Genomic DNA, 23,115 nt, shown 5'->3' on the forward strand with positions numbered 1-23,115 from the left:
CACCCGGATCGACTTCCATCACCGTGCGGCCGTCGATCATCGACGCGGCGAAATCGGTGCGGTGGTGGAGGGTAACCGGGGCGACGGTGCCGTGCTGCGACAGCGCAACAGCGGCCTCGTAAGTAATCTTGGCCTTGGGCGTCGCGGCGTTGACGACGAAGATCAGCGGCTTGCCGGCGCGGTCGCAGAGATCGACCGTGGCGCCAACGGCGCGAAGGTCATGCGGTGACGGGCGGGTCGGGATCACAATCAGCTCAGCCACAGCGATGACCGACTGGATCGCCATGGTGATTGCCGGCGGCGTATCGATCACCGCCAGGCGAAAGCCCTGCTGGCGAAGCACCTCGAGGTCCGATGCAAGCCGGGCTACGGTGGTCTGGGCGAAGGCGGGCATGTCGTCCTGCCGTTCGTTCCACCAATCGGCCAGCGATCCTTGCGGGTCGATGTCGATCAGGCAGACCGGGCCGGCGCCCGCGAGTTGCGCTTGCACCGCAAGGTGACCGGACAGAGTCGTCTTACCCGACCCGCCCTTCTGCGATGCCATTGCCAGAACGCGCATTCGATTCCCCTTGCGCAAAGAGACGAAAGAATTGACGTCACCTGACAGCAAAGCCCCTAAAAACTGGTTAATGTCAGTCCGACCTTGTTGTCTGTTGGCGAGCGGGCGCTAGGGTAAGCAGCGGGATCGGACGAGGGTTTGAACGCGATGCGTAAGCTGTTGATGGCCCTGGCAGTTGCGGCGATGGCGGCGCCGACCGCGGCGCAGTCGGTGAAATCGGGAATTGAGGCGTGGCAACGGGGCGACACCGCCGGCGCGGTCGCGATCTGGCGCCCGCTGGCGGAAAAAGGCGACGCCGACGCGGCTTTCAACCTCGGACAGGCCTATCGGCTGGGCAAGGGCGTACCGACCGACCTGTCGCAAGCGCAGAATTGGCTGGAGCAGGCTGCGCGCAAGGGCCACGTCGATGCGCAATCGACGCTCGGCCTGCTGCTGTTCCAGAACGGCAACCGGGTGGCCGGAATGCGCTGGCTGAAGCTGGCGGCGGAAGCGGGAGAGCCAAAGTCGCTGCTGATCGTCGGCACGGCACTCTACAATGGCGACGATGTCGCCCCCGATCCGGTAACGGCCTATGCCTATATCAGCCGCGCCGCGGCGCAGGGCCTGGCGCCGGCCCAGGCGACGCTGGCGGACATGGATGCGGTGATGTCGATCGAGCAGCGCCAGAAGGGCCTGGCGCTGGCCCAGGCGATGGCCTCAGCGCCGAGGAAGGCAGCGCCGGTCCCCGCGCCACCGTCCAAGGTGGCGACGGCCAAGCCACTACCAAAGCCGGTGGCTACAAAACCGACGGTGGTAAAGCCGGCTCCGAAACCGGTTGCGGCCGCAAGCGGCAAGTGGCGGATCCAGCTGGGCGCGTTCGGCCAGCGCAAGTCGGCCGAGGCGCTGTTCGGGAAGCTTTCGGGCAAGCTTGGCGGGCGACAGGCCTATTATATCCCGGTTGGCGCCGTGGTGCGGCTACAGGCCGGACCCTATGAGAGCCGCGCCGCGGCGGCGGCGGCTTGCGTCAGCCTCGCTCCCCAGCCCTGCTTCCCGACTGGCGGCTAGTCCTCGACCCACTCCGATCGGGGAATGCCCTGCATCCACAGCAGGGCATCGAGCCCGTGATGGTCGAGCCGCGCGTCGGCGACGGCCGCCAGCGCGGGCTTGGCGCGAAAGGCTATGCCGAGGCCCGCCGCTTCGACCATCGATATGTCGTTGGCGCCGTCGCCGATCGCCATGGTCGCGGCGCTGGGCAGTCCGAGCCGGTCGCGCGCCTCGACCAGCACGTCATGCTTGCGCCTGGAATCGACGATCTGACCCTCGGTCAGCCCGGTTAGCTTGTCGTCGTGCACGCCGAGCACATTGGCCTCGAACCGGTCGAAGCCAATCTGCGCGGCGATTGGCGCAACGAAAGCGGTAAAGCCGCCCGAGACGAGGATGGTCTCCGCTCCCCGCGCCCGCATGGTGCGGACCAAGGTTGAGGCGCCGGGATTGGGCCGGATCCGCTCGGCCAGACATTGCTGGATGACGGATGCGTCGAGGCCTTCGAGCAAGGCGACCCGTTCTGCCAGGGCATGGGCGAAATCGAGCTCACCCTGCATGGCTCGCTCGGTGATGGCGGCAACCCGATCCTTGAAACCGGCATAGTCCGCGAGTTCGTCGATGCATTCCTGGCCGATCATGGTCGAATCCATATCGGCGACGAGCAGGCGCGCGGGCGTGCGCTCGCCCGGCCAGAGCGCGAAATCGACCCCGTCGAGCTGCGACAAGGCCGCCTTGATCGCGCCGGGATCGCCGTCCATCGAAATATCGGCGGCACTGCCTTGCTCGATCCAGTCGAGCAGGCGTGCGCCGGGGATCTGCTCCACCAGTCTTTCGTCGAGCCGTCCGGCTGCTATCAGCGTGGCAATGGCCAAGAAGCGTCCTCCCGTCGCCCTCATCGCCGGTCCGACCGCCAGCGGCAAGTCGGGGCTGGCGCTACGTCTGGCCGAGGCGACCGGCGGAGCGATCGTCAACGCCGACAGCGCCCAAGTGTATCGCGACCTGCCGATCCTGTCGGCGGCGCCTTCGGCGGAAGAGAAGCAGCGGGCCGAGCATCGGCTTTACGGCGTGCTTGATGGCGCCAAGTCCTGTTCAGCGGCCGACTGGGCAGCGATGGCCAAGGCTGAGATCGCCAAGCTGCACGGGGAACAGCGATTGCCGATCCTGGTCGGCGGGACCGGGCTCTATCTGCGCACCCTGCTCGACGGAATCGCGCCGGTGCCCGAAATCGATCCGGAAATCCGTGCCAAGGTGCGTGGCAATGGCGTGTCGGAGAATCTGGCCGAGCTGACGCTGCTCGACCCGGTGGCGGCGATTTCGCTCAATCCCGGCGACACGACGCGGATCGCCCGCGCGCTGGAGGTGGTGAAGTCGACCGGCAGGACGCTGGCCGAATGGCAGAAGCAGAGCGAGGGCGGGATCGGCGATGATGTCGAACTTAAGTCAATCATCCTGCTCCCTCCCCGCCCCTGGCTGTACGAGCGCTGCGACCAACGGTTCGCGGATATGGTCGAGCAAGGAGCGCTTGGCGAGGTCGAGGCCTTGCTCGCGAGAAACCTTGATTCCGACCTGCCGGTGATGCGGGCGATCGGCGTGACCGAGCTGGCCACGCACATCCGCGGTGAATGGTCTCTTGAGCAGGCGATCGTCGCCGGCCAGCAGGCGACGCGGCGCTACGCCAAGCGGCAATATACCTGGTTCGCGCACCAGCCGCCGCCCGAATGGCCGCGGTTCTGTGAGCCGTTGGAGGGCGCCGCGACCGAACGCGCGCTGGCGCTGCTCGGCGCGGCAGGCTAGCCACAAACCATGGAAACGATCCGCGACGAGGGCATCGACCGGGCGCCGCTTGAGGGCAAGCGCGTGGCGATCATCGGCTATGGCAATCAGGGACGCGCCCAGGCGCTGAACCTCAACGATAGCGGGATCGACGTGGTGGTTGGCCTGCGCGATGGTTCGCCCAGCCTCCATGGGGCGCAAGCCGACGGGATTGCCACCGCATCGCTGGCGGAGGCGGCCGCATCCGCCGACATCGTCATGCTGCTTGCCCCCGACGAGGTTCTGGCGGCGATCTATCGCGTCGTCGAGCCGCACTGCCGTGAAGGTGCGGCGCTGGGCTTCAGCCATGGCCTGGCGATCCGCTTCGGCTTCATCGCGCCGCGGCCCGACCTCGATGTGTTCATGCTGGCGCCCAAGGGGCCAGGGACCGCGCTCCGCTCGCTCTACCTGGAGGGCAAGGGTATGGTCGCGCTGTACGCGGTCGCGCAGGACAAGAGCGGCCAGGCGGAAGCCATCGCCCTCGCCTACGGCCAGGCGCTGGGCTGCGGACGGGCAGGCATCCTCCCCTCGACCTTTGCCGAGGAATGCGAGGCCGACCTGTTCAACGAAAATGCGGTGGTGTGGGGCGCGGTGCCGGAAATCCTTATCGCCGGCTTCGATACGCTGGTCGCGGCAGGTGTCAGCGATGAAGTCGCATATATGGAATGCATCGGCGAACTGAAGCTGATCGCCGAACTGATCGAGGCGCGCGGCATCGCCGGGATGCGCGAGGCGATCAGCAATACCGCCGAGCTTGGCGCGGTGCTGGGTGGACCGCGCATCGTCGACGACGGCGTACGCGCAAGGATGAAGGCGGTGCTCGAGGATATCCGCGACGGGCGCTTCAGCGAGCTGCTGAGCGACGAAGAGGCGTCGGCCTATCCCCGCCTGCGCGCGGCACGCGAAAAGGCGCGTAGCCTCAGGGTCGAACGGGCGCGGAAGAAACTAGAAGGTTAGCCGACGATCTCGGCCGGTTCGCCCAGCCGTTCGCCGATCGAAGCACGCTCGATATAGGCGCGCTGCAGGCGGCGGTGGGTCTCGGCGGCGTCGGGGTCCGTCGCGCTCAGGGCCAGTTCGGCTTCCTCAGCGGCACGGCGGGCGAAATAGCTCTTGTCATATTCGCTCATGGCAATTCTCCCGCCAAGAAGAGCAAAGCTTCTACCACCTTTGCCGCCAAAATGAAAAAGGAGCGCCCGGTCGCCCGGACGCCCCTTCCCCGATAAGCTTCGATTAGAAGCGGGTGCCGACCGTCAGCGCCACCTGGTGACGCGAGAGGCCTGCTTCATAGTTGGAGTAGCGATATTCGCCGCCAACATAAGCCTTGCCGCCGACATTATACTGGCCACCGGCACCGAGGCGGAAACCGTCGAAGTTCTCGCCAAAGGTGTCTACGCCGTCCGACGCCTTGAAGCGGGCGTTGGTGTAGCCGCCCTTCAGGTAGAGGTTGGCCTTCGGGCTCACCGCGAAGCTGACGCGGCCACCGGCATAGAGATCGCGGCCCGAATTCACTTCGGCGCCAGCCGATCCTTCCTTCTGGGTCGAATCCGTCGCTTCGATGTCGGCGCCAAGCGAAACGCCGTTGCCAACCGCAAAGTCGTAGCCGGCGCCGACGCCGAACAGGACTCCGCCGTCATGCTCGCCGAGCGCCTTGACGCGGTCATAGCCGACCAGGGCTTCGATGCGCGGGCCAGTCGGAGCCGCCGGAGCGTCCTGGGCCAGCGCAGGAGTCGCGCCAAGAACTGCAGCCGTTGCGGCCGTCGCAAGAAGAATCTTTTTCACAACAATACTCCATTGGTTGGCATCCCTTCAGGACGAAGGGACGAGCGGGGACCACGCCGAAATCGCCCTAGAATCAAGCTATTCGGTCATTTTCCTGTTATGCCGTGTGGACCGGCAGCCCCGTTCGAACATTTGGGTGCGGTACTTGTCGCTTCAATGAACGAATTAAGGACAAATCAAGGCGAAGGCCTCTGTTCCCGTTTAAAGTCAGAAGCTTGGATGGCCCGAAAAATATTTGCGATGGGCTGAATTATTGCCGTTAGCATAGAAAAAGGGACGCCCGACACATGCCGGACGTCCCCCAATCTTGCATATTGGCTCGATTAGAAGCGGGTGCCGATCGTCGCCGCGACCTGATGACGGCTGAAGTCGCCCTCATAGTTCGAATAGCGATATTCGGCGCCGACGTAGGCCTTACCGCCAACGATCAGCTGGCCGCCGAGGCCGACGCGGAAACCGTCGCCGTTCGCGCCGTCATCATCAACGATGATGCGGGCATTGGTGTAGCCGGCCTTCAGGTAGAGGCTGGCCTTCGGGTTGAGCGCATAGCTGACGCGGCCACCAACGTAGAGGTCACGCCCGCTCTGAGCGTCACCAAACTTGGTGGTTGAATCGCTCACTTCGCCGTCGAGGCCAAGCGAAACGCTATTGTTGATGGCGAAATCATAGCCAGCACCCAGACCGAACAGAGCGCCGCTCTTGTCGAAACCGCCGATGCTGACATTGTCAAAACCAATCAGGGCTTCGACGCGTGCGCCGGTCGGGGCCGCGGTGTCCTCGGCAACTGCCGGGGTGGCCAGAACCGCCGAGGCGACACCAGCAACAAAAAGCAACTTTTTCACACTTCACTCCTTAAAATATTCCCGAGCGCGGCAGGTGCCGGCCCGGGACCGCTGCGACTTATTCATGCAGTCGCGGGCAGTAAAGCGGGTTTTAGTAAGATACTGGAATTGTGCTGTTTAAGTGACAGCACAAAGCGCGATATTATTCCGAATTATAAGATTCATCTGCGCCCAAACAGTTTCTCGATGTCGGCATGCGCCAGCTTCACCCAGGTCGGGCGGCCGTGGTTGCACTGCCCCGAATGGGGTGTGACTTCCATTTCGCGCAGCAAGGCATTCATTTCCGCCACCGACAGGATCCGCCCTGCCCGCACCGAGCCATGGCAGGCCATGGTCGCGGCGACATGGTCGAGGCGGTCGCGCAGGCTAAGTGCCGTGCCAAGTTCGGCCAGCTCGGCGGCGACGTCGCCGAGCAGCCCACCAACATCGGTCTTGCCGAGCGGGGCTGGGGTCGCGCGGACCAACATGGCAGTTGGGCCGAAACGCTCGATCTCAAGACCCAGCGCGGCAAGATCGAGAATTGCGCCCTCGAGACGGTCGCAATCGGGTTCTTCCAGTTCGACCACATCGGGGATCAGTAGGGCCTGGCGGGCGACCACGCCGCCGTTCGATGCCTTGCGCATCCGTTCCAGCACCAGCCGCTCGTGCGCCGCATGCTGATCGACGATCACCAGCCCGTCTTCGGCTTCTGCGACGATGTAGGTCGCCGCGACCTGGCCTCGGGCGACACCGAGGGGGTAGCTAGCTTGCTCGGCCGGGACCGGTCTCGCCTCCTCCGCCCGTCCCATTGGCGCAGCGAAGGGCGCCGGCCGATCCATGACCGCAGCGGGAGAAGCGGCCGCGGCTTCAAAGAACGACGCTATAGGTTGCACAGGCGTTGACGGCTCGACCTGCCAGGCCGCCGGCTGGGCGAATTGCTCGCGCGCGGCGCTGCGGTGCCCGGCCTCGTCAAGCGCCGCCTTGAGGCCGCCGATGATCAAGCCGCGTACCGCCGCCGGGTCGCGGAAACGAACCTCGGTCTTGGCGGGGTGAACATTGATGTCGACCTCGCCAGCCGGGACCTCGACGAACAAGGCAGCCACCGGGTGGCGGTCCCGGGCGAGAAGGTCGCGATAGGCTGCGCGCAACGACCCAACCAGCAGCCGGTCTTTCACCGGGCGCGAGTTGACGAACAAAAATTGCTGGTCGGCCATGCCGCGATTGAAGGTCGGCAGGCTGATCACACCGGTGAGGCGCAACCCGTCTCGGACGCAGTCGATGCCGATCCCATGCCGGTCGAGCTCGTGGCTGAGCAGCGCCGCGACCCGGGCCGGACCATCGGATGGCTGGACCGAAAGGCTGCGGCGGCCATCATGGTCGAGGCTGAACGCGACGTCGGGCCGCGCCATCGCCAGCCGCTTCACCGCGTCGACGCAGGCGGCATATTCGGCCCTGGGCGAGCGGAGGAACTTGCGCCGGGCGGGCACTTTGTCGAACAGCCCTTCGACCCGCACCCGAGTGCCTGGCGGAAGCGCCGCCGGCCCCTCCCCCAGCAATTGGCCGTGATCGAGTTCGATCCGCCAGCCATCAGCGCCGCGCTCCCGGCTCTCCAGCGTCAACCGCGCGACGCTGGCGATGGACGGCAGCGCTTCGCCGCGAAACCCGAAGCTGGCGACATTCTCGATCGCGTCGTCGGGCAGCTTCGAGGTCGCATGCCGCTCCAGCGCCAGCTTCATTTCGGCGGGACTCATGCCGCTGCCGTCGTCGGTCACCTCGACCAGTTCGAGCCCGCCAGCGGACAGCCGGATCGCGACCGATTTCGCACCGGCATCGAGCGAATTTTCGATCAACTCCTTCAGCGCGCTGGCGGGCCGTTCAACCACCTCGCCGGCGGCGATGCGATTGATGAGTTCCGAGGGCAGCCTTCTTATTGACATGTTAACCTCCGTAGCCCAATCCGAAGCACCCTGCGAAGCACTGAATCCGCAGTTAGATTTATGTTGCATTCACAAGGACTTGGATAAGGAATCGTGAATCGGACCGGCTAGTGGGGCGGACCGGTTTCCAACAGGCAAGCGAGAGACGGGTAAAGCATGTTCTGGAACCGCTGGTTCAAATGGATGTCGCACGACATGGCTATCGATCTGGGGACGGCCAATACGCTGGTTTACGTCCGCGGCCGGGGCATCGTCCTCAACGAGCCGTCGGTAGTCGCGATCGAGACGATCAACGGGGTCAAGAAGGTCAAGGCGGTCGGCGACGACGCCAAGCTGATGATGGGCAAGACCCCCGACCAGATCGAAGCCATCCGTCCTTTGCGTGACGGCGTCATCGCCGACATCGACGTCGCCGAGCAGATGATCAAGCACTTCATCCACAAGGTGCATGGCGGCAAGATGCGCGCCTGGCGCTTCCCGGAAATCGTGATCTGCGTGCCGTCGGGTTCGACCAGCGTCGAGCGCCGCGCGATCCGCGACGCGGCCTCGAACGCCGGCGCTTCTGCGGTCTACCTGATCGAGGAGCCGATGGCGGCGGCGATCGGCGCCGACATGCCGGTGACCGAGCCGATCGGTTCGATGGTGGTCGATATCGGCGGCGGCACAACGGAAGTCGCGGTGCTGTCGCTGCGCGGCCTCGCCTACACCACGTCGGTGCGGGTCGGCGGCGACAAAATGGACGAAGCCATTTCCTCCTATGTCCGACGTAATCACAACCTGCTGATCGGCGAGGCCACGGCCGAGCGGATCAAGAAGGAAGTCGGTATTGCCAAGCCGCCGGTCGACGGGATCGGCAAGACGGTCCACATCAAGGGCCGCGACCTGGTCAACGGCGTGCCCAAGGAAATCACGATTAACCAGGGCCAGATCGCCGAAGCACTAAGCGAACCGGTCGGGACGATTGTCGAGGGCGTCCGCATCGCGCTGGAAAATACCGCTCCGGAACTTGCCGCCGACATCTGCGACCAGGGCATTGTCCTGACCGGCGGCGGTGCGCTGCTCCAGGGCCTGGACGAAGTGCTGCGCGACGAAACCGGATTACCGGTGACCGTGGCCGAGGATCCGCTGACCTGCGTTGCGCTCGGTACTGGCCGCGCGCTCGAAGAGGAGCAGTTCCGCGGCGTCCTCCAGACGGCTTAGGAGCAACTAGGCCGTGGCGGCCTCGGCGGGACCGCGCCCAGGCTGGTCGAGGCGCGCACAATACAGCCTGTTCTTCAGCTTCCTGGCGGTGATCGCCGGGCTGATCGTCGGGCTGGTCCTGCTGATCCTCTCGCTGGTTGCGCCGCAAAGCTACCAGGCGGTACGCGGTGCCGCGCTCGATGTGACCGCCCCGATCAGCGGCGGGCTCAACGAGATTGGATCGACCGTTACCGGGATGGTCAGCGGCGCCGGCGACTATTGGGACGCGGCCAACCAGAATGGCCAGCTGAAGCGGGACCGTGCCGCGCTGATGCGGCGGATGGTCGAGGCGCGCGGCATCCTCGAGGAAAACCGGCAGTTGAAGGCCGCGCTGCAATTGCGCGAGCAAAGCCGGGTGGCAGTTGCCGCCGGGCGGGTGGTCGGCTCATCGTTCGAAAGTCCACGGCGGTTCGCGATCATTTCGGTCGGGACCAGCGACGGGGTGCAGGTCGGAATGCCGGTGCGCGCGCCGGAAGGACTGATCGGCCGGGTGATCGACGCCGGGTCCACCGCCAGCCGCGTGCTGCTGGTCAGCGACCGCGCCAACATCGTCCCGGCCCGGATCCTTAAGGGCGGACAGCCGGTGATCTCGACCGGACGCGGCGACGGGACGATCGATGTCCGGCCCCTGGAAGTCGGCAAGAACCCGTTCAAGGCGGGTGACATCATCATCACCTCCGGCACCGGCGGCCTGTATCCACCGCTGATCCCCATCGCAAAGGTCATCCGGCTGGACGACGATGGCGCCATCGCATTGCCCATCGCCGACCCGTCGAAGGTCAGCTTCGCTATCGTCGAACCACCGTTCGAGCCGGCCGCCCTCGCCGCGGCAGGCTCCCCCGACAGCGAGGCCCCCTGATGGCCCGCTCGGCGCTCACTCCCAAGGGCGCGCGGCTGAACAAGGGCCCGCGGACGGGAGCCGAATATCTGCCGGCGGCGACGGTCGTGCTGGGTTCGATGATTTCGCTGCTGCCGATTGTCTCGACGACCGGCTGGTGGCCCGACTGGGGGCTGCTGATGCTGGTCGCCTGGCGGCTCTTGAGGGCCGACGCCTGGCCGGCCTGGTGGGCGGCCCCGCTCGGCTTCGTCAATGATCTGATCCTGGGCAGCCCGATCGGATTGTCGGTGGCGCTTTGGGCGGCGATGATGATCGCGATGGATACTCTCGATCGCCGCACGCAATGGCGCGATTATTGGATCGAATGGGGTATCGCCGGCCTGTTCATCGCGCTGGCGGAGTTGGCGCAGTGGCGGGTTGCGGGGGCGCTTGGCGCACCGGTCCCCCTGGGCATCACCATTGGTCCGGCGATCCTGATTGGCATATTGTGCTTCCCGGTCGCGGCGTTCCTCGCCGCGCGCATCGACCGGTGGAGGCTCGGGCGATGAAGGCCTCTCGCTTCACCGCGGCGCATCAGTCGATGACCTTTTCGCGACGGATGATGCTGGTCGGTGGCGCACAATTCGCCTTTGGCGGCGCGCTGGTCGCCCGGCTTGGCTATCTGTCGGTCGCGCAGAACCAGCATTACAAGCTCTTGAGCGAGAGCAACCGGGTCCAGCTGATCATCGTCCCGCCGCGCCGCGGCTGGATCGTCGACCGGAACGGCAAGCCGATCGCCATCAACCGGTCCGATTTCCGCGTCGACCTCATTCCCGAGCAGGTGGAGCGTCCCACCGAGACACTCCGGACGCTGACCCAGGCGCTCCAGCTGACTCCCGACGACGTTGATCGGATTATCAAGGAGATGAGGGCCTCGCGCGGCTACCAGCCGGTGCAAGTGGCGGAGAGCGTCCCTTATGACCAATATGCGGCGATCACCGTACGCCTGCCGGAAATGCCCGGGGTCGTGCCGCAGCGCGGCTTCTCCCGCTTCTATCCGGCCGGTCCGGCGGTGGCCCATCTGGTCGGCTTTGTCGGCGCCGCCTCGGCCAAGGATTATGAGAAGGAAAAGAACCCCCTTCTGATCACGCCGGGGTTCAAGATCGGCAAGGAAGGACTTGAAAAGGTTCTGGAACCCAGGCTGCGTGGGGTGCCCGGTGGGCAGCGGGTCGAGCTGACCGCGAGGGGCAAGCTGGTGCGCGAACTGGAGCCCAAGCCGGACCGCAGCGGCCAGACCGTGCAGCTGACCATCGACGCGGCGCTCCAGGAATATGCCGCGCGGCGGATGGGCGACCAGTCGGGGGCGCTGGTCGCGATGGACGTGATGAGCGGCGACATGCTGGCCTATGTTTCCATGCCGGCGTTCGACCCCAACAGCTTCAGCCAGGGGATCGGCCGGACCGAATGGCGGATGCTGTCCGAGGACGATCATATCCCGCTACTCAACAAGGTGGCGCAGGGGCTCTACCCGTCAGGATCGACCATCAAGCCGGCGATGGCGCTGGCCTTCCTGCAGCAGGGCATCGATCCGGCACGGCGCGTCAATTGTCCGGGCGGGATCCGCATCGGCAACCGCTATTTCCGCTGCGACGCGGTGCATGGGTCGATGGACATGCATTCGGCGGTCGAGCGCAGCTGCAACACCTATTTCTGGGCGACGGGCCTGATCACCGATCCCGAGAAGACGACCGAGATGGTCCACTATCTCGGCTATGGCGAGAAATTCGACCTGCCGATCCCCAGCCAGCGCTTCGGCACCATGCCCAGCCCCAAATGGCTGGAAGAGAAGTACAAGCGCAAATGGCAGGGATATGATTCTGCCAATACTTCGATCGGACAGGGCTATGTGCTGATCAACCCGATGCAGCTGGCGGTGATGCCGGCCCGGCTGGCGTCGGGGAAGCTGGTCAAGCCCCGCCTGCTGATGGCCGACCCGCGGCAGCCGGCGCCGGACCTCGATGTCGATCCGGCCCACCTCGAGATCGTCCGCAAGGCGATGTCGGCGGTAGTCAATGAGCATGGCACGGCGGTCGGCTCGAAGCTGCCGCTCGAGAACATCCTGATGGCCGGCAAGACCGGTACCGCACAGGTGTTCAAGCTCGGTGCGCGCGGGCACCAGTCCAACTGGGCGCTGCGCGACCATGCGCTGTTCGTGTCGTTCGCGCCGGCGGACGCCCCGCGCTACGCCATCGGCTGCATCATCGAACATGGCGGCTTCGGCGCCTCGGCCGCCGCGCCGATCGTCCGCGATTGCATGACCTTCCTGTTCGACCCGCAGAAAGGGATGGAGACGCTGACCGCGCTGGAGCAGCAATGGGGCGGGACGCTGCTCGAACGGACCGCGCGGCGCCAGGCCCAGTTCGAGGCCGCCTCCAAGGCCAGCCTTTCGGCATGATCATTTCCTCGGCGATCATCCCCCAGCCGCTAGCCCGCCTGCCGTGGCGGCTGATCTGGCTGGTCGCGCTGATCTGCACGATCGGCGTGGTGACGCTCTATTCCGCTGCCGGCGGTTCGGCCTCGCCCTGGGCGCTGAAGCAAGGCGTCACCATCCTCGCCTTCATGGCGGTGGCGATCGGCATCAGCTACATCCCGGAAAGCTTCATCAAGCAGATGATTTTCCCGGCCTATGTCGCGATCCTGGTCCTGCTGGTCCTGGTCGAGATGATCGGCTTCGTCGGCAAGGGCGCGCAGCGCTGGGTCGACCTCGGCTTCATCCGCCTCCAGCCCTCCGAATTCATGAAGCCAGCGATCGCGCTGGTGCTGGCGCGCTTCTACGATTTGCTGCCGGCCAGCGACGTCCGCCGCTGGCGCGGATTGTGGCCCGCGGCCGCCCTGGTATTCGTGCCCGCCGGCCTGATCCTGGTCCAGCCCGACCTCGGCACGGCGATGATGGTCATGCTGGGCGGGGTGACGGTGATGTTCATCGCCGGCCTGCCGATGTGGTACTTCGGCAGCGCCGCCGCGGCCGCCGCGGTGGCCGGCCCAATCCTCTTCTCGATGATGCACGATTACCAGCGCAAGCGGGTGCTGATCTTCCTCGATCCGGAGGCCGACCCGCTCGGCGCCGGCTATCACATCAGCCAGTCGAAGATCGCCATCGGATCGGGTGGCATCTGGGGCAAGGGGTACCTCAACGGCAGCCAGAGCCACCTCGACTACCTTCCCGAAGGCCATACCGACTTTGTCTTCGCCACCTTCGTCGAGGAATGGGGGCTGGTCGGCGGCGCGCTGCTGATCTTCGCCTTCTTCATGGTCATCCGCTGGGGCATGAACGTAAGCAAGGGCGCCAAGACCCGCTTCGGCCAGCTCGCCGCGGCGGGCCTGACCGCGACGATCTTCTTCTACGTCTCGATCAATTTGATGATGGTGATGGGCCTGGCGCCGGTGGTCGGCATCCCCCTGCCCCTGGTCAGTTTCGGCGGCTCGGCGGTGATGACGGTGATGATCTGCCTCGGCATTTTGATGTCGCTTGAGCGCCAGTCGCGGACCCGTACGACCATTGCCTGATTCCGGCGCCTGAAAAACTCGGCCAAAGGCGGTTGCGTGGGGCCGCCAAGGCTGTTAGAGGCCCGCCCGCGCCGCCGCTTCCAGGAGCGGCCCCGCGCGTTGCCCCACGGCATGGACGCATAGCTCAGTTGGTAGAGCAGCTGACTCTTAATCAGCGGGTCCTAGGTTCGAGCCCTAGTGCGTCCACCACCCTTTTCAGTCTTTCAAGCTGACCGCCCGGCCAAGGTCAGTCGCGGACGAAGATACGCTTCACTTCGCCAGCACCGAATTTTTCGGGCGCCTCCCCCCAGCGAAGGACTTCGACCGGAATGAACAGCGAGCTTAGCCCGGTACGCTGCATCAGGTCGAGCACCGGCTCCATCAGTGCGCGGGCATGCGGCTGGCCCGTGACCAGCGTCGCATTGCGCAGGAACATCGCCCCGATCGGGAGATCGGCGGACCCGACATAGGGCCAGACGGGAGTGCACACGCCGTCGGGTCCGACCAGCGACAGGGCCAGCGCCACGCGCTCCGTGTCGCCGCTGCAATCGACGACGATCGGATAAAGCCGGCTCCGGTCGCCCAGCTGGACCGGCCGCGCGCCGAGCTGCTCCGCCGCCGCCAGGCGTTCGGGATGGTCATCCATGAAGCTGACGCTGCTCACCCCGAGCGCGCGCGCCACGGCGACGCCGTAGAGGGCCATATTGTGCGCATGCCCGCCGACGATCAGCACCTCCGCATCCGGCCGGCCAGCGAGGTAGGGCGCGATGGTGCGATAAAGGTCGACCATGTTGCAGCCAACCGCCGCGCAGGCGACTTTATCCAGCCCCGGCGGCAGCGGAACGGCCATCGCGTCGGCATAGGGAACGGCGAGCAGGTCCGACATGCCGCCGCCCCAATCCCCGCCACGGGAGCCTAGCCCATAGTTCGACAGGGGCGGCCGCGACAGGCAGCTGTTGGTAAGGCCGGACCCGCAGCTGGCACAGGCGCCGCAGAAGATATGCAGCGGCAGGACGATTTGCATGCCGGGCGCGATCGTCCGCACCTGGCTGCCGACTTCGACCACTTCGGCGACCATCTCATGGCCCAGCGCAATCGGATAAGGCAGCGCCGTATAGCGCCCGCTGACCAGGCCCCGGTCAAAATCGCAGACCGCGACCGCCACCGGCCGGACGATCGCCGCGCCGTCGCCAGTGAGTACGGGCTCGGCAACCTCGACCCAGGCGACCGACCCGATATCCGTGAGCGTGAGTTGGCGCATGGTCTCCTCAGCTTCCGGGGCGCATTTTATGGCCATTCGCCACTCTTGCCTCATGCAATTTGGGCATGAGATGCCAGGCGTCCACCGCGGCGCCGTCCGGCCCGCTACTCCTCCGCCCCGTCATTCCTCTTCGCGAAGCGCCAGCTGTCCGCGCACATCTCGTTGAGGCCGCGCTTGGCCTTCCACCCCAGCTCGCGGCCGGCCTTGTCGGTCGAGGCGTAGATCGCGGCAACATCGCCGGGCCGCCGCGGGGCGGCAGCCTGAGGCACGTTGACGCCGGTCGCGCCGTTGAACGCGGCGAGCAGCTGCTTGACGCTGCTGCCCTGCCCCGTCCCCAGATTGTAGACGCCGAACCGCTCGCCGCGGCCCAGCGCCTCCAGCGCCGCGACATGGCCTTCGGCAAGGTCGACGACATGGATGTAGTCGCGCACGGCGGTGCCGTCGGCGGTCGGATAGTCGGTGCCGTAAATCGACAGAAGGTCGAGCTTCCCGCCGGCGGCGCGGATCACCAGCGGCATGAGGTTGTTGGGCATGCCGGTCGGTTCCTCGCCGATCAGGCCCGACGGATGGGCGCCGACCGGGTTGAAATAGCGCAGGATCGAGACGCGCCACGGCCGTTCGGCGCGGGCGAGGTCGGTCAGGATGGTCTCGCAGATGAGCTTGCCCTGGCCGTAGGGATTGATGGCGCCGGTGGGGTGGTCCTCGGCGATCGGCAGGCAAAGGGGCTCGCCATAGACGGTGGCGCTGCTGGAGAAGACGATGGTGCGGACATCGGCGGCGTCCATCGCTTCGAGGAGGGAGAGCAGGCCGCCGACATTATTGGCGTAATAATCGAGCGGGCGAGCGACGGATTCGGCGACCGCCTTGAGCCCGGCGAAGTGGATCACGGCGTCGATGCGATGATCGGAGAGCGCGGCGCGGACCAGCGCGGTGTCGCGGACGTCGCCTTCGATGACGGTCAGCGGGCGGCCGGCGATCGCGGCGAGGCGGCCGGCGACCGAGCGCCGGCTGTTGTCGAAATTGTCGAGCAGCACCGGCTCGTGCCCCGCCTCGAGCAAAGCGAGCGCGGTGTGCGAGCCGATGAAGCCGCAGCCGCCGGTCAGCAGGATGCGCAAGCAGCCGGGCCCTTAATCCGCGGGCTCGACAGCCGGCCGGTTGGCGACCAGCTGATCAACCACGGCCGGGTCGGCCAGGGTGGAGGTATCGCCAAGGTGCGCGATGTCGCCCTCGGCAATCTTGCGCAGGATGCGGCGCATAATCTTGCCGCTCCGCGTCTTGGGCAGCGCCGGTGCGAACTGGATCACGTCGGGCGTGGCGATCGGGCCGATTTCATGGCGGACCCATTGCACCAGCTCCTTGCGCAGCGCCTCGTCCGGCGCGCAGCTCGAATTGAGCGTGACATAGGCGTAGATGCCCTGCCCCTTGATCTCGTGAGGCATGCCGACCACCGCCGCCTCGGCGACTTCATGGTGCGAAACCAGCGCGCTTTCGATCTCGGCGGTGCCGAGGCGATGGCCCGAGACATTGATCACGTCGTCGATTCGGCCGGTGATCCAGTAATAGCCGTCCTCGTCACGGCGGCAGCCGTCGCCAGTGAAATAGAGGCCGCGGAAGGTGGTGAAATAGGTCTGGAAAAAGCGGCCATGGTCGCCCCAGACGGAGCGCATCTGCCCGGGCCAGCTGTCGGTGATGACCAGCGCGCCGCTGGCCGCCCCCTCGAGGAACTGGCCGCGTTCGTCGACCAACGCCGGCTTGATGCCGAACATCGGCAGGCAGGCGCTGCCCGGCTTGGTAGCGATCGCTCCGGGCATAGGTGTGATCATCGCCCCGCCGGTCTCGGTCTGCCACCAGGTATCGACGATCGGGCAGCGGCCTTCGCCGACCACATCATGATACCAGCCCCACGCTTCCGGATTGATTGGTTCGCCGACCGTTCCTAGCAGTTTCAATGAGTTGCGCGATGTTCTTTGCACCCAATCATCGCCTTCGCGCTCGAGCGCGCGGAGTACGGTCGGGGCGGTATAGAGGATCTCGACCTGGTGCTTGTCGACCACCTGCCAGATGCGGCTGGGATCGGGCCAGTTGGGCACGCCCTCGAACATTACCTCGGTCGCGCCGTTGGCCAGCGGGGCATAGACGATATAGGTGTGGCCGGTGACCCAGCCGATGTCGGCGGCGCACCAGTAGATCTGCCCGGGGCGATAATCGAACACATATTGGTGCGTCATCGACGCCCATACGGCATAGCCGCCGGTCGTGTGCAGCACGCCCTTGGGCTTTCCGGTCGAGCCCGACGTATAGAGAATGAACAAGGGGTCTTCGGCGCCCATTTCCTCGGGCGGGCAATCGTCGGAAGCGCCGCGTTCCAGCTCGCTCCACATATGGTCGCGGCCATTCTGCATGGCGATAGCGGCACCCGTGTGCCTGTACACGATCACCCGATCGACCTCGGGACAGTCGACCAGCGCCGCGTCGACATTGGCCTTGAGCGGGACCACCTTGCCGCCGCGCAGGCCTTCGTCGGCGGTGATGACGATACGGCTGTCGCAATCCTTGATGCGGTCTTCCAGCGCCTCGGGCGAGAAGCCACCGAACACGACCGAGTGGATGGCGCCGATCCGGGCACAGGCGAGCATCGCCACCGCCGCTTCGGGCACCATCGGCATGTAGATCGTGACCCGGTCGCCGCGCGAGACGTCCATCGCCTTCAGGACATTGGCGAAGCGGCACACCATGCCGTGCAGCTCGCGGTAGCTGATCGAGCGACCCTGGGCGGCCGGATCGTCCGGCTCCCAGATGATCGCGGTGACGTCGCCCCGTTCGGCGAGATGCCGGTCGAGGCAATTGACCGAGAGATTGAGCGTGCCGTCCGCGAACCATTTGATGCCGAAGTCGTCTTCGTGGAAGCTGGTTTCCTTGACCGTGGTGAACGGCCTGATCCAGTCGATCCGCTGCGCCTCGCGCCGCCAGAAACTGTCGGGGGACTCGACCGACTCGCGGTACATTTCGGCATAGCGGTTGGCGTCGATCAGCGCCTTTTCGGCCCATTCCGAGAGCACCGGGTACAGGGCGTCGGTCATGCCAGCCTCTCCTTCGCCCAATGCAGTTAGGCTGCCGTAGCGTCCGTGCAAAGCCCCTCGCGCGGCGCGAATAGCTCGGCTAGCACCGCGCCATGACCTTGCTCGTTACCGGTGTCGCCGGCTTTATCGGCTCGTCCGTCGCGATGGCGCTGCTCGACCGCGGCGAGCAGGTCATCGGCATCGATAATATCAACGATTATTACGACCCGGCGCTGAAGCGCGCGCGGCTCGACCGGCTGGCGGCGGCCCATGGCAATGCCTTCAGCTTCGAACAGGTCGATTTCGGCGACCAGCGGGAGCTGGAGGCGTTCGCTGCACCGCACCGGTTCAAGCGCATCATTCACCTGGGCGCCCAGGCGGGGGTGCGCTACTCGCTGGTCAACCCCCAGGCCTATGTCCGCTCCAACCTGATGGGGCAGATCAACATGCTTGAGCTTGCACGGCACCGCGAGGTCGAGCATTTCGTCTACGCCAGCTCGTCATCGGTCTATGGTGGCAACAAAGTGCTGCCCTTCCGTGTCGAGGAGCGGGTCGACCAGCCGGTCTCGCTCTATGCCGCGACCAAGAAATCCGACGAGCTGATGAGCGAGAGCTACGCCCATCTGTTCCGTGTGCCGATGACCGGGCTGCGCTTCTTCACCGTCTATGGGCCGTGGGGCCGGCCCGACATGGCGATGTGGATCTTCACCAAGGCGCTTTACGAAGGACGGCCGCTGACCGTCTTCAATAGCGGGAACATGCGCCGCGACTTTACCTATGTCGACGACATCGTGAAGGGAGTGCTGGCCTGCCTCGACGGACCTCCGGCCGACGATGGCGAGGAGAAGGCCGGCGGCAGCCGCAGCCCGCATGCGCTCTACAATATCGGCAACCACCGCTCCGAGGAGCTGATGCGGATGGTCGGGCTGCTGGAGCAGGCCACCGGCCGAACCGCGGCCTATGACTTCCAGCCGATGCAGCCCGGCGACGTCCAGGATACCTATGCCGACATTAGCGCCATCCAGCGCGACCATGGCTTCGAGCCGAGTACGAGCATCGACGAGGGCGTTCCCCGCTTCGTCGACTGGTTTAAGCAATATCACAGGATCGACTGATGCCCGTTCCCGCCATTTTCGACCGCCTGCGCATCCCCGTCATCGGTGCGCCCCTGTTCATCGTCTCCAACCCCGACCTGGTCATCGCCCAGTGCAAGGCCGGGATCGTCGGCAGTTTCCCTTCGCTCAACGCGCGGCCGCAGAGCCAGCTGGACGAATGGATCCACCAGATCACCGAGGAATTGGCCGCGCATGACCGGGACCATCCGGATGCGCCGTCGGCGCCGTTCGCGGTCAACCAGATCGTCCACCGCTCGAATGACCGGTTCGAAGAGGACATGATGACCTGCGCCAAGTGGAAGGTGCCGATCGTCATCACCTCGCTGGGCGCGCGGACCGAACTCAACGACGCGGTGCACGGCTGGGGTGGCATTACCCTCCACGACATTATCGACGACCGTTACGCCAGGAAGGCGATCGAAAAGGGCGCGGATGGGCTCATCGCCGTCGCCTGGGGCGCCGGCGGTCATGCCGGCCGGCTGTCACCGTTCGCGCTGGTCCAGGAAATCCGGCAGTGGTTCGACGGGCCGCTGGCGCTGAGCGGCGCGATCGCCACCGGCGGCGCAGTTTTGGCCGCGCAGGCGATGGGCGCCGACTTTGCCTATATCGGCTCGCCGTTCATCGCCACGAACGAGGCTCGGGCAATGGACAGCTACAAGGCCGGGATCGTCGAAGGCCGGGCGGCCGACATCGTCTATTCCAACCTGTTCACCGGCATACACGGCAATTACCTTCGGGGGTCGATCGTCGCTGCGGGTCTCGATCCCGACAATCTGCCGGAAGCCGGCCCCGAAGCGATGAACTTCCAGTCGGCGACCGGCGCCAAGGCCTGGCGCGACATTTGGGGCTCCGGTCAGGGTATCGGGGTGCTCGACAAGGTCTCGCCAGCCGGCGAACTGGTCGCACGACTGGTCAAGGAATATGCCGAGGCCAGAAAGCGGCTCGCGCTCTAGGCCAATTCTTGCAGCTTTGACCGCCAGTCGGGCACTAGCGGCACCGGACGGCGATTGTCGCGCCCCACATAGACATGGGTGAAATGACCCTGCGCGCTCGGTTCGACCGAATCTTTTCCGAAGACGCCGATGCGATAGGTGACGCTGGACAAGCCAAGGCGCTCGACTGAAATTCCAACCTCGACATCACCGGGAAAGCTCAGCGGCGCGAAGTAGGAGCAGCCGGTTTCGACGACCAGGCCGATAGGATCGCCCTGTTCGATATCCAGCAGACCCGTTTGGACCAGCCAGGCGTTCACGGCGGTGTCGAACCATTCGTAATAGACGGTGTTGTTGACGTGTCCGTAAGCGTCATTGTCCGCCCAGCGCATGGCGATCGTCATGAACCAGCGATAGGCGTCCCGCTTTCGGCGGTCGGGACGGCTCACCAGGCAGCCTCATAAAGGCGCCGCGCATCCTCTTCCTCAATGGGCGCAGGATTGTTCACCAGCAGGCGAGTCTGCTTCATCGCTTCGCGGGCGAGAGTGGGGATGTCGCCCTCGCCGATCCCATGGTCGCGCAGGCGCGGCTTGAGACCGCTGGCGGCGACCAGCCCATCGAGCCGGTCGATCAAGGCGGCACAGCGCGCCTGGCTCCCCTGCCCTTCGCATTCCGGCACAAGGATCGGGGCGAGCTCGGCGTAAAGTTCGCGCGCTGCCTCGCTGTTGTGTTGCAAGACCACCCGCAGCATCAGCGCATTGCTGAGGCCGTGCGGCAAATGGTGCAGTCCGCCGAGCGGATAGGCCAGCGCGTGGACACCGGCGACCGGCGCATTGGAAAAGGCCAGGCCGGCCAGGTGAGCGCCGAGCAGCATGGCCGAACGCGCTTCAATATTGGCCGGTTCTTCAATGGCTTTGAGCAAATCGTTCGCAAGCAATCGCAGCGCTTCCCTTGCCAAAGCATCGGATAGCGGATTCTTGAGGCGGGCCGAGGTATAGGCCTCGACCGCATGGACGATCGCGTCGATCCCGGTCGCCGCGGTGACATGCGCCGGCAATCCAAGGGTCAGCGACGGATCGAGCACCGCATAGTCGGCAATCAACGGACGCGAGTTGACCGCCAGCTTGGTGCCACCCTCACAAGTGATGACCGAAATCGGAGTCGCCTCGCTGCCCGTGCCCGCCGTGGTCGGGACCAGCGCCAGCGGGAGCCGCTGCCCCCTGGCGATGTCGACGCCCCACACGTCGTCGAGATTGTCGCCCGAACCGAGCAGATAGGCGGCCAGCTTGGCGACATCCATCGGGCTTCCGCCGCCAAAGCCGACGACATGGGTGACGTCATGACGCCGCCCGAGCTCGACCGCGGCGAGTAGCGTTTCCTTCGATGGATCGGCCTCGACGGCGTCGAACAGGACGACCTCGCGCTCGCCAGCCTGCAGCGCTTCGCGGCACGCGTCGGTCAGGCCAAGCCGCAACACGTCGTGGTCGGTGACGAACAGGCAAGGCCCATCGGGCAGGACATCAGCAAGGCGCACGGCCGCGCCGTTACCGCTGATCAGTCGGGGTCCGGGATTGAAGGTGAAGGGCTGCATTGGCCGAGCGTAACCGCTCAGCCGTTGCGGTTCCAGATGAAGTCGCGTTCGAGCCGGCCCATCAGGGCGCGCGCCGGGCTTGGCACCGGCTCGTCCAGCATTTGTCCTTCGTCGAGCCGCTGGACGCGCGAGTAGAGGTCGGCGCTGGCGTTGATTAGCCGTTGCGCCGCTTCGGGCAATTGTTCGACGACCAGCGGATCGCTGTCATTGGCGTGGCCAAGGCGCCGCTCCGGACGCCGCCCGTCTTTCGAGTGGATCTCGCCGCTTTCGACCGCGCGCTGGGTCAGCAGCCAGGCGACGATATGCATGATCCGCGTGGTGACTTTCAGCGACTCGCAGGCGAAGCCGACCCGCGCGAAGGGTTCGAGGCTTTGCCGGTCGTCGCGGCCGGCCTCGTCGAAATAAGCCCGGGCCTCGTCAGCCAGGATCATCGACTCGGTGTAGAGCGAGTCGATCAGCCGCGGCGTAATCCGCGCTTCCTGAGTCCTGTCGTCATTCGATTCGTTCATGATTCCGCCGATGTTGCCATGGGAGCGGGCGAGAGAAAACGCCTGACTGACAAAAACGGCAATCGCCGGGAAATCATCTGTCCCGGCCTCGGACAGCCGAAGTCAGGCAATGATGTCGGGAATAATCCGGTTGGCGAGCTGTTGGATCTCGTCCTTGAGCGTCAGCTTGCGCTTCTTCATCCGGGCCAGCTCCAGCTGGTCGCAATTGCCGGTCTGGGCGAGCAATTCGATTTCCTGATCGAGGCGACGATGCTCGGCCTTCAGCAAGGCCAAGACCTCGCGCGGATCATCGTCGTTCATGGGCTTTACCCTACTACATGGCGGGGCAATCGTCACGCGGGCGGATCGTCGGCGAGCCGCAAGGCGAACCGGCCAAGCCGTTCAATTTGCTAGCGACAAATGGATCAATTCGTGATTAATTCACTGAACTGTCACGCGTCAGCCAACGAAAGGAAATTGACCGATGGACAAGGCTCATGCCGAGGCGATCGCATCTAAACACGCTGCTCTTCATGCAATCATCGACGCCGAAGAGCACCGACCGCACCCGGACATCGACCTGTTGACGCGATTGAAGAAAGAAAAGCTTAGGCTGAAGGATGAGCTAGTCGGACACTAGCTATCGTAAGCCAGAAAAAAGGCCGGCGCTCCATCGAGCAGCCGGCCTTTTTTATTGGTTCTTGAAAGCTTCAGTCGTCCCTTGAGACGCGCTCGATCCGCTCGTGCTTCTCCTGGGCCTCCAGGGTCATGGTCGCGATCGGACGGGCTTCGAGCCGGGCCAGCGAAATCGGCTCGCCGGTGACTTCGCAATAGCCATATTCGCCATCGTAAAGCCGGCGGACGGCGGAATCGATCTTGGCGATCAGCTTGCGCTGCCGGTCGCGGGTACGAAGCTCGATCGACCAGTCGGTCTCGCTCGACGCACGGTCGGCAATATCGGGTTCGCGCAGGGAGTCGACTTGCAGCTGCGCCATGGTCGCGCGGCTCTCCTCGACGATGGATTCTTTCCAGTCGCGGAGCTTGCGGAGGAAATAGGCCCGCTGCTCGACGCACATGAACTCTTCGCTATCGGTTGGACGGTAACCGTCCGGAAGCACAAGTTGGTCGAATTGTTC

Annotated in this window: 25 protein-coding genes and 1 tRNA gene; 12 read left to right on the top strand and 14 right to left on the bottom strand. The window is 65.3% G+C overall.

Going from position 1 to position 23,115, the window contains the following annotated elements; genetic code table 11:
- The coding region (locus Q0C64_RS03855) for a ParA family protein (RefSeq protein WP_294120954.1) at window positions 1-559 on the bottom strand (559 nt) is incomplete at its 3' end.
- A gap of 147 nt (window positions 560-706) precedes the next feature.
- On the opposite strand from Q0C64_RS03855, the gene Q0C64_RS03860 reads away from it, so the two are divergent.
- Complete coding sequence (locus Q0C64_RS03860) at window positions 707-1,603, top strand: SPOR domain-containing protein (RefSeq protein ID WP_294120956.1); 897 nt, start codon at window positions 707-709, stop codon at window positions 1,601-1,603.
- Here the strand turns inward: Q0C64_RS03860 and serB are convergent.
- A complete protein-coding gene (gene serB, locus Q0C64_RS03865) occupies window positions 1,600-2,454 on the bottom strand; it encodes a phosphoserine phosphatase SerB (RefSeq protein ID WP_294120957.1) in 855 nt (284 codons plus the stop codon). The two genes, Q0C64_RS03860 and serB, sit on opposite strands and share 4 nt — an antisense overlap.
- Here serB and miaA point away from each other — a divergent pair.
- A complete protein-coding gene (gene miaA, locus Q0C64_RS03870; RefSeq protein ID WP_294120958.1) occupies window positions 2,447-3,376 on the top strand; it encodes a tRNA (adenosine(37)-N6)-dimethylallyltransferase MiaA in 930 nt (309 codons plus the stop codon). The genes serB and miaA overlap by 8 nt on opposite strands.
- A 9-nt stretch (window positions 3,377-3,385) precedes the next feature.
- Window positions 3,386-4,351 carry a ketol-acid reductoisomerase gene (ilvC, locus tag Q0C64_RS03875; RefSeq protein ID WP_294120959.1) on the top strand — a complete coding sequence of 322 codons (966 nt, stop codon included), beginning with the start codon at window positions 3,386-3,388 and terminating at the stop codon, window positions 4,349-4,351.
- On the opposite strand, the gene Q0C64_RS03880 is transcribed toward ilvC, so the two are convergent.
- The 4 genes from Q0C64_RS03880 to mutL form a co-directional block, all read right to left on the bottom strand.
- Window positions 4,348-4,521 carry a hypothetical protein gene (locus Q0C64_RS03880; protein WP_294120961.1) on the bottom strand — a complete coding sequence of 58 codons (174 nt, stop codon included), beginning with the start codon at window positions 4,519-4,521 and terminating at the stop codon, window positions 4,348-4,350. The two genes, ilvC and Q0C64_RS03880, sit on opposite strands and share 4 nt — an antisense overlap.
- A 103-nt stretch (window positions 4,522-4,624) precedes the next feature.
- Entirely contained in the window at window positions 4,625-5,173 is a 549-nt protein-coding gene (locus Q0C64_RS03885) for a porin family protein (RefSeq protein WP_294120962.1), read from the bottom strand.
- A 323-nt stretch (window positions 5,174-5,496) separates the two neighbouring features.
- Window positions 5,497-6,015 (bottom strand): porin family protein, encoded by a 519-nt coding sequence (locus Q0C64_RS03890; RefSeq protein ID WP_294120964.1) that lies wholly within the window; start codon window positions 6,013-6,015, stop codon window positions 5,497-5,499.
- Between the two features lie 161 nt (window positions 6,016-6,176).
- Window positions 6,177-7,931 carry a DNA mismatch repair endonuclease MutL gene (mutL, locus tag Q0C64_RS03895; RefSeq protein WP_294120965.1) on the bottom strand — a complete coding sequence of 585 codons (1,755 nt, stop codon included), beginning with the start codon at window positions 7,929-7,931 and terminating at the stop codon, window positions 6,177-6,179.
- 156 nt (window positions 7,932-8,087) lie between these two features.
- Between mutL and Q0C64_RS03900 the strand changes: the two genes are divergently transcribed.
- The 6 genes from Q0C64_RS03900 (at window position 8,088) to Q0C64_RS03925 (ending at window position 13,743) form a co-directional block, all read left to right on the top strand.
- Window positions 8,088-9,131, top strand: coding sequence for a rod shape-determining protein (locus tag Q0C64_RS03900; protein ID WP_294120967.1), 1,044 nt, complete (start codon window positions 8,088-8,090; stop codon window positions 9,129-9,131).
- Between the two features lie 13 nt (window positions 9,132-9,144).
- Window positions 9,145-10,029: a rod shape-determining protein MreC gene (gene mreC / locus Q0C64_RS03905; protein WP_294120969.1), complete on the top strand. Its 885-nt coding sequence runs from the start codon at window positions 9,145-9,147 to the stop codon at window positions 10,027-10,029.
- Window positions 10,029-10,556, top strand: coding sequence for a rod shape-determining protein MreD (gene mreD / locus Q0C64_RS03910; RefSeq protein ID WP_294120970.1), 528 nt, complete (start codon window positions 10,029-10,031; stop codon window positions 10,554-10,556). The genes mreC and mreD overlap by 1 nt, the downstream gene beginning before the upstream one ends.
- On the top strand, window positions 10,553-12,442 hold the full coding sequence (mrdA, locus tag Q0C64_RS03915) for a penicillin-binding protein 2 (protein ID WP_294120973.1): 1,890 nt from the start codon (window positions 10,553-10,555) through the stop codon (window positions 12,440-12,442). Before mreD ends, mrdA begins: the two co-directional genes overlap by 4 nt.
- Entirely contained in the window at window positions 12,439-13,554 is a 1,116-nt protein-coding gene (rodA, locus tag Q0C64_RS03920; RefSeq protein ID WP_294120975.1) for a rod shape-determining protein RodA, read from the top strand. Before mrdA ends, rodA begins: the two co-directional genes overlap by 4 nt.
- A gap of 113 nt (window positions 13,555-13,667) precedes the next feature.
- Window positions 13,668-13,743 (top strand) — tRNA-Lys (locus Q0C64_RS03925).
- Between the two features lie 37 nt (window positions 13,744-13,780).
- On the opposite strand, the gene Q0C64_RS03930 is transcribed toward Q0C64_RS03925, so the two are convergent.
- The 3 genes from Q0C64_RS03930 to acs form a co-directional block, all read right to left on the bottom strand.
- Window positions 13,781-14,794: an alcohol dehydrogenase catalytic domain-containing protein gene (locus Q0C64_RS03930; protein WP_294120977.1), complete on the bottom strand. Its 1,014-nt coding sequence runs from the start codon at window positions 14,792-14,794 to the stop codon at window positions 13,781-13,783.
- Window positions 14,795-14,898: 104 nt separating this feature from the next.
- The gene (galE, locus tag Q0C64_RS03935) at window positions 14,899-15,909 is read right to left on the bottom strand and encodes a UDP-glucose 4-epimerase GalE (RefSeq protein ID WP_294120979.1); all 1,011 of its coding nucleotides are present in this window, start codon (window positions 15,907-15,909) and stop codon (window positions 14,899-14,901) included.
- A 12-nt stretch (window positions 15,910-15,921) separates the two neighbouring features.
- Complete coding sequence (gene acs / locus Q0C64_RS03940; protein ID WP_294120980.1) at window positions 15,922-17,874, bottom strand: acetate--CoA ligase; 1,953 nt, start codon at window positions 17,872-17,874, stop codon at window positions 15,922-15,924.
- A gap of 92 nt (window positions 17,875-17,966) precedes the next feature.
- Here acs and Q0C64_RS03945 point away from each other — a divergent pair, with 92 nt between their 5' ends.
- Together Q0C64_RS03945 and Q0C64_RS03950 are read left to right on the top strand one after the other, a co-directional pair.
- Entirely contained in the window at window positions 17,967-18,968 is a 1,002-nt protein-coding gene (locus tag Q0C64_RS03945; RefSeq protein ID WP_294120981.1) for a GDP-mannose 4,6-dehydratase, read from the top strand.
- Window positions 18,968-19,921, top strand: coding sequence for a nitronate monooxygenase family protein (locus Q0C64_RS03950; RefSeq protein WP_294120982.1), 954 nt, complete (start codon window positions 18,968-18,970; stop codon window positions 19,919-19,921). Before Q0C64_RS03945 ends, Q0C64_RS03950 begins: the two co-directional genes overlap by 1 nt.
- Here Q0C64_RS03950 and Q0C64_RS03955 read toward each other — a convergent pair.
- From Q0C64_RS03955 to Q0C64_RS03970, 4 genes are all read right to left on the bottom strand, one after another.
- Window positions 19,918-20,349, bottom strand: a complete 432-nt coding sequence (locus Q0C64_RS03955) for a thioesterase family protein (protein WP_294120983.1) — start codon at window positions 20,347-20,349, stop codon at window positions 19,918-19,920. The genes Q0C64_RS03950 and Q0C64_RS03955 overlap by 4 nt on opposite strands.
- Window positions 20,346-21,491 carry an iron-containing alcohol dehydrogenase gene (locus tag Q0C64_RS03960; RefSeq protein WP_294120984.1) on the bottom strand — a complete coding sequence of 382 codons (1,146 nt, stop codon included), beginning with the start codon at window positions 21,489-21,491 and terminating at the stop codon, window positions 20,346-20,348. Before Q0C64_RS03960 ends, Q0C64_RS03955 begins: the two co-directional genes overlap by 4 nt.
- A gap of 17 nt (window positions 21,492-21,508) precedes the next feature.
- Window positions 21,509-22,000: a DUF1465 family protein gene (locus Q0C64_RS03965; protein WP_294120985.1), complete on the bottom strand. Its 492-nt coding sequence runs from the start codon at window positions 21,998-22,000 to the stop codon at window positions 21,509-21,511.
- A gap of 102 nt (window positions 22,001-22,102) precedes the next feature.
- Window positions 22,103-22,300: a DUF465 domain-containing protein gene (locus Q0C64_RS03970; RefSeq protein WP_294120986.1), complete on the bottom strand. Its 198-nt coding sequence runs from the start codon at window positions 22,298-22,300 to the stop codon at window positions 22,103-22,105.
- Between the two features lie 163 nt (window positions 22,301-22,463).
- Between Q0C64_RS03970 and Q0C64_RS03975 the strand changes: the two genes are divergently transcribed.
- Window positions 22,464-22,619, top strand: coding sequence for a YdcH family protein (locus Q0C64_RS03975; protein WP_294120987.1), 156 nt, complete (start codon window positions 22,464-22,466; stop codon window positions 22,617-22,619).
- Between the two features lie 70 nt (window positions 22,620-22,689).
- Here the strand turns inward: Q0C64_RS03975 and dksA are convergent, their stop codons facing one another.
- A complete protein-coding gene (gene dksA, locus Q0C64_RS03980; protein ID WP_294121007.1) occupies window positions 22,690-23,055 on the bottom strand; it encodes an RNA polymerase-binding protein DksA in 366 nt (121 codons plus the stop codon).
- Window positions 23,056-23,115 lie beyond the last annotated feature (60 nt).

The sequence above is a fragment of the Sphingomonas sp. genome, assembly GCF_023266535.1.
Taxonomy (GTDB): Bacteria; Pseudomonadota; Alphaproteobacteria; order Sphingomonadales; family Sphingomonadaceae; genus Sphingomicrobium.

Bases quoted from the DNA above. Each gene is read 5' to 3' on its own strand.
- Q0C64_RS03860 (WP_294120956.1), top strand. From the start codon at position 707: ATGCGTAAGCTGTTGATGGCCCTGGCAGTTGCGGCGATGGCGGCGCCG.
- miaA (WP_294120958.1), top strand. From the start codon at position 2,447: ATGGCCAAGAAGCGTCCTCCCGTCGCCCTCATCGCCGGTCCGACCGCC.
- ilvC (WP_294120959.1), top strand. From the start codon at position 3,386: ATGGAAACGATCCGCGACGAGGGCATCGACCGGGCGCCGCTTGAGGGC.
- Q0C64_RS03880 (WP_294120961.1), bottom strand. From the start codon at position 4,521: ATGAGCGAATATGACAAGAGCTATTTCGCCCGCCGTGCCGCTGAGGAA.
- mutL (WP_294120965.1), bottom strand. From the start codon at position 7,931: ATGTCAATAAGAAGGCTGCCCTCGGAACTCATCAATCGCATCGCCGCC.
- Q0C64_RS03900 (WP_294120967.1), top strand. From the start codon at position 8,088: ATGTTCTGGAACCGCTGGTTCAAATGGATGTCGCACGACATGGCTATC.
- mreD (WP_294120970.1), top strand. From the start codon at position 10,029: ATGGCCCGCTCGGCGCTCACTCCCAAGGGCGCGCGGCTGAACAAGGGC.
- mrdA (WP_294120973.1), top strand. From the start codon at position 10,553: ATGAAGGCCTCTCGCTTCACCGCGGCGCATCAGTCGATGACCTTTTCG.
- rodA (WP_294120975.1), top strand. From the start codon at position 12,439: ATGATCATTTCCTCGGCGATCATCCCCCAGCCGCTAGCCCGCCTGCCG.
- Q0C64_RS03930 (WP_294120977.1), bottom strand. From the start codon at position 14,794: ATGCGCCAACTCACGCTCACGGATATCGGGTCGGTCGCCTGGGTCGAG.
- acs (WP_294120980.1), bottom strand. From the start codon at position 17,874: ATGACCGACGCCCTGTACCCGGTGCTCTCGGAATGGGCCGAAAAGGCG.
- Q0C64_RS03945 (WP_294120981.1), top strand. From the start codon at position 17,967: ATGACCTTGCTCGTTACCGGTGTCGCCGGCTTTATCGGCTCGTCCGTC.
- Q0C64_RS03950 (WP_294120982.1), top strand. From the start codon at position 18,968: ATGCCCGTTCCCGCCATTTTCGACCGCCTGCGCATCCCCGTCATCGGT.
- Q0C64_RS03960 (WP_294120984.1), bottom strand. From the start codon at position 21,491: ATGCAGCCCTTCACCTTCAATCCCGGACCCCGACTGATCAGCGGTAAC.
- Q0C64_RS03965 (WP_294120985.1), bottom strand. From the start codon at position 22,000: ATGAACGAATCGAATGACGACAGGACTCAGGAAGCGCGGATTACGCCG.
- Q0C64_RS03970 (WP_294120986.1), bottom strand. From the start codon at position 22,300: ATGAACGACGATGATCCGCGCGAGGTCTTGGCCTTGCTGAAGGCCGAG.
- Q0C64_RS03975 (WP_294120987.1), top strand. From the start codon at position 22,464: ATGGACAAGGCTCATGCCGAGGCGATCGCATCTAAACACGCTGCTCTT.
- dksA (WP_294121007.1), bottom strand. From the start codon at position 23,055: ATGTGCGTCGAGCAGCGGGCCTATTTCCTCCGCAAGCTCCGCGACTGG.